Raw genomic sequence first — 12714 nt, forward strand, 5'->3', positions numbered from 1 at the left:
TTCCCGTAAATTATTTGTCTTCTATATTTTGGTGCAAATACTATGTGATACTTACAATTCCAAGTTGTGTGTGCTAAACTATTATTGTCTTTTGACATAAGGACTTCCTCCTGGCTATTTATTTTCGGTTGGCGAACCAAAAATATTTTAGCACCTTGAGGAAGTTTTTTTAATACCACGCTGTAAGCTTTTTGGAACCCTAGGCATAGCCCAGGGTTTTCTTTTCTATAAATAAGAAAAGCCCTTATTGCTAAGGGCTTCATCTGTACTATTATATGTATTTTTACTTTTATTTCTCACACGTATATAGATAAGGGATAATACTAAATGTTGAAGTATCACTACCTCTTCTCCTTTTATCCCTAACTCATCCGCTGCTTTTCCTATTTCATTAATCATAATGGAAATATGTCCAAGCAAGTTCCCTTCCAATGTATACGAAGTGGAAATTGGTCCAGATAATTCAATTACTTTACCTAGGTCATGCAGGATAATCCCTCCATATAGTAAATCTTTATCCAAGCTTGGATAAAGGCCTGCAATTGCCTTTGCCAAATCTAGCATACTAACAACATGATAGGCTAATCCAGAAACAAACTCATGATGGTTTTTCGTCGCTGCTGGATATTGCAAAAATGCTTCCTGATGCTTCTTTACTAAATGTCTTGTAATTCTTTGAATATTAGGATTCTGCATTTCAAAAATATAGTGCGTAATTTTACTTAACATCTCATCTGTTGTTAATGGTGCAGTTTCAAGAAAATCAGCCAATCGAATGCCCTCTTCTCCTGTTGCCACCTTAATTTGGCGAATTCTTAATTGAAGCTTTCCACGATAGCTTTGAATATCCCCATTCACTTTTACAATCGTTTCCGGTCGATAGTTCTGCTCATCCATTTCCGTAGCATCCCAAAGCTTTGCTTCAATTTCCCCACTTTTATCTTGAAAAATAAGCGTCATAAACGGCTTTCCATTACTTGCGATGGCTTTTGTTGCATTCTTTATTAATAAATAGGATTCAAATTGCTCCCCAACCTCATACTGAAGTACTCCTGTTTTGTCCAACTCACTCTCTCCTTTATCTTTCTCTTTATTTAGTATAGCATGAAGACAATTCATCTTTATAAACTTGTTTCTCTTTCCTCTGCTGGTAATACATGCAAACTTTCATCAGGAAAATATTTTAGTAGATGGCGATGACAAGTAAAGAAAATAAGCTGATTCTGCTCACATTTCTTTAATAATTGAATCACTTTATCTGTTCGCTTTTCATCAAAGTTAACGAAGCTATCATCAATGATAAATGGAAAACCAAAGTTTTGATAAAATGTTTGTGCTAAAGCAATTCGAATAGATAAATATAGCTGCTCGGTCGTTCCCTGGCTTAATTCCTTCGCTTCATAAAAAAGATGGTGATGACTTTCTACTAAAAACCCAGCTCCCTCTTCCTTAGGAACAATCCGAATATATTTTCCTTCCGTTAAAAATGCGAGATTTTCTTCTGCTTTTTGCAGCATAGCAGGCAGCTGTTTTTGTTTATATTGCTCAATAGTTTTGGCCAAGAGCTGTTTTGCCACGGCAAATTTTGCCCATTCTCTCACATCTTCCTTGAATTCTGACTGAAATTGTTTAAAGGTATGTAATAAATCCGTATACGTACCTCCACTTTCAATTCTAGAAATACTAAAGTTAGTCGCTGCAACTTCTTCTACAAGTTCTTGTATGCGAGATGCTAATCGATCCAATATCCCTTTCTTTTCCTCTAACTGCAGCTCAGGATCAAGGATTTGTTGATAGACAGGAATATGATTTTTTGCTATATTAGCCATTTCTAATTGACCGTTAATAGTAGCAAGTCTTTCTTTATATTTACCTTTTTCCATTTCCATTGCAGCTTTTTCATGAAATGTCTCTTCTTCTGTTACACCGGCAATCGAAAATAGAGCGTTCTTTTCTTCAAGATAGCGATTATATTCTGTTTGATATTTATCCACAGCCTCTGATAAGTCCGCTTTCTTTCTCTGCAATGCTTCTATTCGATCCCTTTTCTTTTTTTCTTCCGTTAATGCTGTTTTTAAACGGTAGCACATATTAGCGATCGTATCTTTCTCATTCTCCATAAACTGTTCAAAAAAATAGCTGATCTTGCTAATTATCTGCTCCCTTTCCTGATGAATTTCCTTAAGTTCCTGAAGATAGGAATTTCTCTCTCTATCTTTTGCTTTCCATTCTTCTATTAATAAAAATGCATCATATATTTGTTGTGTCGCTAATTCATAAGGAATTTTAAGTTCATTAGCCAATTGTCTTAACAACTTTTGATGGGAAAGAAAATTCGCCTCCCACTTTTCAAATCCCTGTAGAACTCTTTCATAGCTCTCATTTTGCTGCTCTAATTTAAATTGAAGCTGTGTGAATTTCTCTCTCCTTGTTGTATCCTCTTCTAGCTTCTGTGCCTCGTAACGAGAAACACCTTGTCCCTTTTCAAAGGTTACAAGTAGCTGAGCGTGTTCTTCCTTAACAAGCGCTAATTTATGCTCCTTTTTGCGAATTTCATTTTTTGCGAGTTTTCTTCCCGAAAGGAAGACAAAAAAATAAACAACACCTACGGTAAAGCAAATAATTGTTAATACCCATTGCCCAAATACCAAAGCCCCTGTTCCAACCAGCAGAAGAAATATCGATAAACCACTTGTTATTATCGTATTCAGCTTCATCCGCTTCTCTTCTAGCTTCCCCTGATCTTCCAGTTGACTTATTTCTCTTGATAATAAGTCTGCCTTCTCTTTGTTCCATCTAACCTGATGATCACTTTGTACATGCTCTTCTAATCTAGCTCTCTCCTCTTTTGGCAAGAGCTTCTGCTTATCTATCTTCACTGCTTCTTCTAAAGATTCTAAAGCTGCTTGCTCAGCCTTTAATCGCTCGTCTAGCTCTTCCTTCTGCTCCTTTAACCTCCGTTGTTTAGAAGCTGCTTGTGCGCATTGCTCTTTTAAAAAGATACTTGTATTGCTTTCCTTTAATAGAATTTCTTCTTCAATCGGTAAATGCAATTTACTTTTTAAACTATCAATTTCTTCCTCTATCTTCTTCATTTGATTTTCTACTTGAGTTTGCCGATTCTGTAACTGATCATATACGGGGAATTTTTCCACAGCAAGTAAGATATTATGTTCAGCGCTAAGAAGTTCTTCCTGTGTAGGAATGCTTGATAGTTCTTGATCTATTTCTAAGGCTCTTGCTTCTACATTGCGAATTTCAGCTTCTATGGAGAGTAATTTCTCCTTCAGCGCTTCCCATCTAGTTAATCCATTTTGCGGGAAATGAAGCTCTTTGTAGGTAGCTAATTTTTGTTCTAATACTTCCTTTTCTTGTACAATTCCTCTAATCTTAATCCATTCTTCTAATAATCGTTTTTCATGCTCTTCTTTTTTTAAATCTGCTTCTATAAGCTGTTTTTCTTTTTCTAGCTTTCTTTTCTTAGTAAGTAAGTGTTCATATTGATTATTTTCCTTCTCTGCGCTTTTTAATTGGCTATGCTTATCTCGTAATGCTTGCAGTTTTTCATTAATGGCAGGCTTCTTACCATTAGGCTTATAGCGTATATCCAATTCCTTCTGCAACTCATTTTCCACTTTCAATAAGCGGTCAGAGCCTACCGCACCAGTTGAAAACAAAAATCTTCCCAGCTCTTCTCCTCTTAATTGCTGGACATTTTGCAATCCGTGTAAATTAAAAGAAAAAATCGATTGATAAAGACCTTTATCTATTCCTGCTAATAATTCAGTTAAAAGCTCCTCTTGCCCTCTTCTCCCATCCTCTAAAGTAACGGTCACATCCCCAGAAGATTTACCTTTGACTCTTTCGATTGTCGCTAGCCCGATTTCTGGAAAAAAGATTTCCAATTTCCCACCATATTTATGCTGAAGTTTTGGCTCATAGCGTAACTCTGTTTGCTGTTTTGTTGGGAATCCAAATAAAATACTATGAATAAAACTCATTATGGTCGATTTACCAGCCTCATTTTCTCCGTAAAACACATGAATAGGGGAGTGAATGGAAAATGTTATATTCTCTAGTTTTCCATATCCGTAAATGGTTATCTTTCTTAGTTCCATATCTGTTACCTCCCACTTTTCACAAGCATTATAAGGAGCAAATCTTCTGCTTCTTCTGCTAGCTCTTTTTTCTCTTCGGCTGTAAGCTCTTCTAAAAATCGATGAACCTTTGGATGTTGGAATAGAGGAGCAACTGCTTCATTTAACAGTTCTGAATCTTTTGTTACAGCAAATAATTCCTCATAAAAAGCTGATTCTCTTAACAGATTCTCTTTTAGCCATACTGTATTTTCCTGTATCTTAATAGAGCTAACCCAGACAAAAGAGTCTGCATCTACCTCATCCTGCTGAAGAATTTCTAATAAATCGGATTCGAGAAAAGATTCTTCTATTCGCAATTGTTCTATCTCCAGAGTAATAATAAAAGAAGATTTTCCATCTCCTATTTCATCTATTTGTTTCCGACAAAGCATGTATAAATCATTAAATGTTTTTACAGTGCTAGCATCTATTTTCACAGTCTCCCAAATCACTACAGATGTTGGGATAAATTCTAAACTAGCATCTCCTTCTCTTAACTCCACATAATAGCATCCTTTAATCGCTGTTTCCTTTTTATGTCGACCTTGAATGTTTCCAGGATAGACAATCGGGGGTATGCTCTCTAAAATCCCCCTTTTATGGATATGACCTAATGCCCAATAATCCATTTTTTTAGCAAGCAAATCTTTCACTTGAAAAGGAGCATAGGAACTGTGTTCAGTAGAGCCCTCTAAATTCCCATGTAAGATTCCTATATGAAAATGAGCCGGATCTCTTCGTGCGTATTCATCAATCTTTCTCTCTTTTACATGTCTGGTTTCATAACTAAAACCATATAGATTAACCGATAAATTATTTTTCACAAATTGTTTTACACTTACCATAGATGGAAACACATGAACATTAGGAGGTAATTCTATTTGTACCCAGCTTCCATTTAAATGGTCATGATTTCCATGGACAAGATATACCTCAATTTGCTTTTCTTCTAAACGCAGCATTTCATCTCGAAAACGTATTTGTGCTTTGATACTTCTGTCTTCCCCATCGTATATATCTCCAGCAATAATCATAAAATCTACCTTTTTGCTAATTGCTGTGTCAATAACTTTTTTAAATGCCGTAAACGTACTTTCTTTTAATTTAGTATGCAGTGTTACCGGCAAATTCTTCAACCCCACCATCGGACTGTCTAAATGTAAATCTGCACAATGTATAAAGGATATTTCCATACTCTCACGTCCTAAAGCTATTTGCTTCTATTTTAACATGTCAAAAATACGAATGCACGTTCTTATCTTGTCTTAGTCAGTGTTTTTAATAGAATAACTTCGTTTTTCGTTATTAGTTAGATTACTCCACAAAAAAAGCCCCACTATTCATGAGGCTTTTTTATGTTTATTCTTTTTTTGTAAGCTGCAGAGCTTTTTTAATATCTTTGTAAGAATTTGATTTTCCATACATCAGTACTACGCCTTTATATACTCTTGCCCCAAATATAGCAAGAATCATAATAGTAGCAACTAAAATAATGATACCTAAAATCGGCTCCCAAAAAGCCAGATTCAACATTCCTACTCTCATAAACATTAGCATTGGAGTGAAGAATGGGATATAAGATGTGATGGTTACAAACGTATTGTCTGGTGCACTTAGCCCGAACATAGCAATCATAAATCCTGCAACAATTAATAATGTCATTGGTGTAATCATTTGCTGAACATCTTCAATTCTGCTTACAAGTGATCCAAGCAATGCAGCAAGTGTAGCATATAGGAAATAGCCTAAAATAAAGAAGATAGCAGCATAAATAATCGTGCTTACAGGTACTTCGCTAAATCCTAAGAATCCTTCCATTGACCCCATGCTATCATTGCTTGTTAAAGAAAAATAACCAACAATCATTAATAACGCAAGTTGAGTCAAGCTTAATAAACCAACTCCTAGTATTTTAGCAAACATATGTTTAATCGGAGATACACTTGAAATTAAAATCTCCATCACACGCGATGATTTTTCCGTCGCTACTTCTGTTGCAATCATTCCAGAATATAAAACAACAGCAAAATATATTAAGAATAAAAGAATGTAAACTAATCCTCTCGCTTGACTTAATTCTTCCTCTGTCTTCGCATCTTTTACAAGAGCAATTTTCTCAAAAGAAACAGGCTCATTCAATTTAACGAGCTGCTCATTTGTTAAATTAAGCTGATTAGCTGCTAATTGATTTTTAACTAGTTGAATACTATTTAATAAATTATCAGAAAGAGACGATTCCGCAATATCCATCGTATAATAGGTGGCTACTGGTAATTTGCTCGAATCAACATCTACAATCAGCAATCCACTATAGTTGCCTTCTTCCACTTCTTTTTTAGCTAATTCTTCACTTTCTTCAAATGAAATAAGTTTGACATCCTCATTCATCGTCTGAATTGCCTCTTGAATGACTGGTAATAGTGAGGAACTCTGGTCGATAACTGCCACTTCTGTTTTTTCGTCTTCTCCAGAAAATGTCTCAATAATGGTAGTAAGATTTGTAAGTGCAATAACCAATATTAAAGTGATGGCTGTTGTGATGAGAAAGGATTTTGTTTTAAACTTGCTTAGAAAGGTGTGAAAAAGGATAATCCAAAAACTATTCAAGAGAAGCACCTACCTTTTCGATAAAAATATCGTTTAAAGAAGGCTCTTCTAAGGCAAATTTGCGGATAAAGCCTTTTCCAACAATATCCTTTAAAATTCTTTCTGCAATTTCCTCTCCCTCAATCTGAAGAGAAACTCCCTCTGCTTTCTCCTTTAATTTTAATACGCCTGGATATCGGATTAAATGCGTTAAATCAAAATCAGCATGGATGGTTACATTTTTCTTCCCAAAGCTCCTTTTAATTTCTTTAAGCGCGCCATGAACAACAGGTTTTCCTTTATGCATGATGCACAAATGCTGACATAATTCCTCCACATGCTCCATTCGGTGACTGGAAAAAACAATACTCGTTCCATTGTTTTTTAAATCAACGACAGCACTTTTTAATTGCTCAACATTTACAGGATCTAACCCGCTGAAAGGCTCATCAAGTATCAATAGCTTTGGCTTATGTAATACAGCACTTATAAATTGGATTTTTTGCTGATTTCCTTTTGAAAGCTCCTCCACTTTCTTATCCGAATATTCGGGAACTTTAAAACGGTCAAGCCAATATTCCAACTCCCTTAAAGCAGACTTTTTTTCCATTCCTCTTAGCCTGGCTAAATAGACTAGCTGATCGCGCACCTTTAATTTCGGATAAAGCCCTCTTTCTTCTGGCAAATATCCAATATAAGGACTTGTTGAATAATTAATCGGTTTATCATCCCATGTTATTTGCCCATCTGTACTTTCCAAAATACCTAGGATCATGCGAAAAGTCGTTGTCTTGCCCGCCCCATTTCCTCCTAAAAAGCCGAACATTTCATTTTCAGGAATGGAAATGGATAAATCATCCACTGCAGTGAACGAACCAAATTTTTTTGTCACGTTTTTTAACTCTAATGACACAGAATCCCCTCCTCACTACACTATACGGTTTAAGATTGTAAAAGGTTTCATTGTACACGGATGTAACTACTATTTTTGATAACTCACCATTTATATTTTCATCGTCTACGTTTGGACTTATTCTTTTCCCATATTAAGTAGTTAACTAAGAGCCTTTCTCCTTCACCCCATGTGGAAAATTCGCCAGAAGCTATGTCGTCAAGCAAGAAACTAACTCTATAAAAAAAGCTGCTGATAAGCTCTATTGAGTCTATCAGCAGCTTTTTTCCTATTAATGTGGTAAAAATACTAATTGATAAAGGAATAACACAGCAAACACATATACTAATGGATGTACCATTTTGCCCTTCCCTTTTACTAGTTTTAATAATGGATAGGAGATAAAGCCAAGAGCTATTCCGGTTGCAATGCTTGATGTAAGTGGCATGCTTAAAATAACCAAAAATGCTGGAAAAGCTTCATCAAATTCATTCCATTTTATACCACTTATCGATCCCATCATTAAGCTTCCTACAATAATCAATGCAGGTGCAGTTATAGCAGATAATCCAGATATACTACCTACTAACGGTGCAAAAAAGGCAGATAAAATAAATAATACGGATACAGTGACCCCAGTTAAGCCAGTACGTCCACCTGCAGCCACACCTGAAGTAGATTCAATAAATGCTGTTGTTGGGCTTGTCCCAAACATCGCCCCAACAGATGTTCCAAGTGAATCAGCAAGTAGGGCTTGTCGTGCTTTAGGCAACTTATTGTTTTTCATTAGACCTGCTTGCTCTGCTACACCAACCATTGTTCCCGTAGTATCAAAAATCGTTACCAATAAGAAAGAAAAAACGACGGCATATAGCCCATGTTGAATAACATCGCCAAACGCAGTAAATGGATTACTGATAATAAGCCCTTCTGGCAAATGTGGTGTTGCCATAATCCCATTGTCAAAAGATAAGAATCCAGTGAAATAAGCGATAATGCTTGTTGCAATCATCCCTATGAATAAAGCTCCTTTTACATTCAAGCTAAACAGAATGATGGTGATAGCCAAACCGACCAATGCCAGAATAACGGTAGTCGACTTAAAATCTCCTAAGCCAACAAGATTTTCTGCATTGTCCACAATAATTCCTGTTTGTCTTAATCCAATAAAAGCAATAAACAACCCAATCCCCGCTGTAATGCCATGCTTTAAATTATCTGGTATTGCTAGTATCAGTTTTTCTCTAAAGGATGTTAAAGACAGAATTAGAAAGATAATACCTGCAACAAACACTGCTGATAGAGCAACTGTATAATCAACATTATTATTTCCGACCACCGAAAAGGCAAAATAGGCATTTAACCCCATCCCAGGTGCGATTGCAATTGGATAATTGGCGAAAAGAGCCATCCATAATGTTCCTAAAACTGCTGCAATAATCGTCGCAAGAAACACTTGATCGAACGGAATTCCTGCTTTTGATAGAATATCTGGATTGACAACTACTATATAAACCATTGTTAAAAAAGTAGTGAATCCAGCCATTAACTCCGTTTTCACGGTAGTATTATTTTGCTTTAAGTTAAACATAAAAGACCTCCAAAAAACGAACATTTAAAAACAACATTTTCTATGTTATTCGTTTTTAACACAAAAAGCAACTATTTTTCTTGATAAAAAAATGTCTATTTAGTGAAAAGCATTTATTAGTTTGACACTAGCTATTCTTTTCCATACGAAAAATAAAGGCGGGAACATAGAAAAAAATCTACCAGAACGAAAAATGGTTCTAATAGATTTTATTTTATTCCGCGTCCAAGACAAACAACGCAGATATTTTGACTCAGAAAAATTTATTAATCCTTATTTTGAAGCTTCTAATGAAAAATGTTCGTTTAACAATGCTATTTTTTTATCTGTATATTCCTCGAAGCTTTCATTATATGTTTTTGGATGCTTTGGATTAGAAAATTGTGTAATCTTCCCAGTAACAGGGTGGATAAATTTACTGGACGCTCCACAACCTACACCAATTACCGTCTGCAATTCTTCCATCATCATAATATTATAGATACTTTCTTGGTTTTTCTTTGAATAGCCGACATTCTCTAAATTCCCCAGAATATTTTTTTGACGGTATAAATAGTATGGTACATAATCATATTCCTCTGTCCATTCTTCTGCCATCTTCATCATTTCCTGAATTTCTTCTCTATCTGCTACCTTATATCTTGATTTATTTCGAGTCATTTCAGATGCACGTTTAAAAGATAAGGTATGAACAGTCAATGATTCAGGCATTAACTCTTCCGTCTTATCAAGAGAATACTTAAACTCCTCTATTCCTTCACCAGGAAGTCCAATGATTAAATCCATATTAATATTATTCATTCCATGCTTACGCGCTAAATGATACTTATCAATTGTTTCTTCCACTGTATGATGTCTTCCAATTGCTTTTAAAGTTTGTTGTGTATACGATTGTGGATTAATACTAATGCGATCAATATTATATTTTTTTAGAACTTCCAGCTTTTCTGGAGTAATCGTATCGGGTCTTCCCGCTTCGACCGTTATTTCACGAATGTTTTCGACATTCGGAAAAGAAGCATGCATGCGCTCATAAAGCATGTCCATTTCTTCTGCCGAGATACTTGTTGGTGTACCGCCACCATAATAAACGGTTGTAATATTAATATTTTTCTCTTTCAGCCACTCGCCGATTTTTTCCATTTCATAATGAAGCCCACCTAAAAAGGAAGAAACAGAACCTTGACGTCCATTAATCGCGTATGCAGGGAATGTGCAATAAGCACATTTTGTCGGACAAAACGGAATGCCAATATAGATGCTTACTTCTTTTTTTAAATCATATAAATCAGGGATAACCGCTAGTTGCCGATCGATAATTTTCTGCATTAAATGGATTTTTTCTTCTGACATTAAATATTCCTCGCGAAGAGCCTGATGTGCCTCCTCTGTCGGAGTTTGGGCTTGCATATGTCGATGAAGGAGCTTCGTCGGGCGAATCCCTGTTAATATTCCCCATTTTTGCACCATACCTGTGTATTCTTGCAACATTAATAAGTAGCTTTTTGAAATAGCTTTTTTCATTTGCTTAAATATTTCTTTATCAGTTAAATGGCTAAGATCTGCATTGCTTTCAAATGTAGTTCCTTCTTCTAGTTCATCTAGCTTCCCTTTTACAAAAAACACATTTCCAATGCTTTCTGTTTCAAATCGAACATGAAGGTCTGCCTTTTCTTCTGGCTCCCTATAAAGCACTTTTGTATCTTCAAAAAATAGATTAGCTATATGCTCTAATGGCCTTATATAACGTTCATCTGTTAATCCTTGTATATATATAACTTTCATAATCATTCAACTCACCTTTATTCAAAAATAATGCTTCCTTATCCGATTATACTTTAGTCTACAAAAAGTAACTAGAAAGGTCAAAAAACTTTGTAAAGGGGAGCTAAAAGAGGAGAAGCCCTATAATGACTTCTCCTTTAGTAAAAATATAAATAATGGCTATTTAATAATATTCATTTTTCGTAAAAATTCAATTGGCTGCTGTTTACGGAAATGCTCTTTTACCATATAGGCAACGCCATCTTGGTTATTCGATCTCGTTACCCAATCTGCAGCAATTTTCACCTCATTTGATGCATTTCCCATTGCTACGCCAAGACCAACTGTTTCAATTAGTTCTAAATCATCCAACCCATCACCTATAGCAACCATTTCACTACTCTTAATTCCGAGTTTCTCCCCCAAATATAACAAGCCATTAAGCTTAGACACGCCAGCTGGCAAAATATCTAAGCGTAACTCATTATGCTGAACAACATGAATATCATCAAACATTTTTTCAAGCACTTCTTTTGCATCCTGACAATCTTTTTTCTCTTCAAAATATACTTCCATTTTAGGTGGGCTTACTGGTTCTTCTAATAAAACATCACTTAAAACATCGACAAATTGGTGGGAATAAAAAACAGGATCACCGGAAGATAAGACTGTCTTTGCAAGCATATTATGATGGAGCTTTGACTTATTAGCTAGTGAGAACTTTTCATGTACTAAGCGAATTTGGCAGATAAATCCTTCTAAAAATCGAACAATATCTGCTGTTAAATCTTCTGCTATTCGTTTCACAAAAATGGTATCGTCATCATGATTGGAAACTAATGCCCCTTCATGTGCAACGATATAACTATCCAATTTTAACGCTTTAGCTACCTTTTTTGCAGATGGCAAGCTCCTAGCGGTTACAAGTGTCACATAAATTCCTTTTTGCTGAACATATTCAACTGCTTCCTTCGTCGATTTTGTTAAACGCCCATTTGATTGAAGGAGAGTACCATCGATATTTAAAGCTAATAAGCGATAAATCATAAAATCCCCCATTTCTTCGATGTAGATGTATTGTCTTTATATATCATTTATGTGAGAAACAAGCATATTAGAACTTTTGACAGAAGATTAACAGAAGATATAGCGATTTATTGTGGTTATTTCTAAAAGGTTAGTAGCTATGAAAATTAATTTAAAATCGAGAGTGGAATGGAGCGGAAGAAAGTTGACTCCTGCGGGAAATAGAGGAAAGGCTGAGACCACGCAGGCAAAGCCGAGGAGGCTCAGGTTCCTCCCCGCGGAAAGCAACTTTCTGGAGCGAAATGGAACGAACCTGTTTTTAACGATAACTGCATAAAAACAACATTTTATTTCCTATGGAAAAAATTACTTTTTGCTTTTTTGCATAAAAAACGTGATTTTTTTTAAAATAATAAACGTAACACAAATTAAATCACTCAAGGAGGAAACATTCATCATGGCAAATAACAATTCATCAAATCAATTATTAGTTCCAGGAGTATCTCAAGCATTGGATCAAATGAAATATGAAATTGCATCAGAGTTTGGAGTAAACCTTGGTGCTGAAACTACTTCTCGTGCTAACGGTTCAGTAGGTGGCGAAATCACTAAAAGATTAGTACAAATGGCTGAGCAACAACTTGGCGGAAGCAAGTTTTAATTAAAAAATATTTTAATTAAATAGATATGACTTTAGGAGGATGGCATTTCGCCAT

At 35.4% G+C, this 12714-nt stretch carries 10 protein-coding genes; 1 reads left to right on the forward strand and 9 read right to left on the reverse strand.

The window, feature by feature from the left end; translation table 11 throughout:
* The 9 genes from QQZ16_RS15015 to QQZ16_RS15055 all read right to left on the reverse strand — a co-directional run.
* Positions 1-98 (reverse strand): transposase (locus QQZ16_RS15015; RefSeq protein WP_284561483.1); only part of this gene is annotated, 98 nt, incomplete at its 3' end.
* A 127-nt stretch (positions 99-225) separates the two neighbouring features.
* A complete protein-coding gene (locus QQZ16_RS15020) occupies positions 226-1119 on the reverse strand; it encodes an OB-fold nucleic acid binding domain-containing protein (RefSeq protein WP_251628382.1) in 894 nt (297 codons plus the stop codon).
* A 2-nt stretch (positions 1120-1121) separates the two neighbouring features.
* The gene (locus QQZ16_RS15025; RefSeq protein WP_284561471.1) at positions 1122-4118 is read right to left on the reverse strand and encodes an ATP-binding protein; all 2997 of its coding nucleotides are present in this window, start codon (positions 4116-4118) and stop codon (positions 1122-1124) included.
* A gap of 5 nt (positions 4119-4123) precedes the next feature.
* On the reverse strand, positions 4124-5332 hold the full coding sequence (locus tag QQZ16_RS15030; RefSeq protein WP_284561472.1) for a metallophosphoesterase family protein: 1209 nt from the start codon (positions 5330-5332) through the stop codon (positions 4124-4126).
* A 166-nt stretch (positions 5333-5498) separates the two neighbouring features.
* Positions 5499-6746 carry an ABC transporter permease gene (locus tag QQZ16_RS15035; RefSeq protein WP_284561473.1) on the reverse strand — a complete coding sequence of 416 codons (1248 nt, stop codon included), beginning with the start codon at positions 6744-6746 and terminating at the stop codon, positions 5499-5501.
* Positions 6739-7638, reverse strand: coding sequence for an ABC transporter ATP-binding protein (locus tag QQZ16_RS15040; protein WP_235251571.1), 900 nt, complete (start codon positions 7636-7638; stop codon positions 6739-6741). Before QQZ16_RS15040 ends, QQZ16_RS15035 begins: the two co-directional genes overlap by 8 nt.
* Before the next feature lie 271 nt (positions 7639-7909).
* Positions 7910-9208, reverse strand: a complete 1299-nt coding sequence (locus QQZ16_RS15045) for an NCS2 family permease (RefSeq protein WP_284561474.1) — start codon at positions 9206-9208, stop codon at positions 7910-7912.
* A gap of 273 nt (positions 9209-9481) precedes the next feature.
* Positions 9482-10993 (reverse strand): coproporphyrinogen III oxidase, encoded by a 1512-nt coding sequence (locus tag QQZ16_RS15050; RefSeq protein ID WP_284561475.1) that lies wholly within the window; start codon positions 10991-10993, stop codon positions 9482-9484.
* 159 nt (positions 10994-11152) lie between these two features.
* Positions 11153-12019, reverse strand: a complete 867-nt coding sequence (locus QQZ16_RS15055; protein WP_284561476.1) for a Cof-type HAD-IIB family hydrolase — start codon at positions 12017-12019, stop codon at positions 11153-11155.
* Between the two features lie 436 nt (positions 12020-12455).
* Between QQZ16_RS15055 and QQZ16_RS15060 the strand changes: the two genes are divergently transcribed.
* A complete protein-coding gene (locus tag QQZ16_RS15060; protein ID WP_031535655.1) occupies positions 12456-12659 on the forward strand; it encodes an alpha/beta-type small acid-soluble spore protein in 204 nt (67 codons plus the stop codon).
* Positions 12660-12714 lie beyond the last annotated feature (55 nt).

Source organism: Bacillus sp. T2.9-1 (genome assembly GCF_950097965.1).
Taxonomy (GTDB): domain Bacteria; phylum Bacillota; class Bacilli; order Bacillales; family Cytobacillaceae; genus Niallia; species Niallia hominis.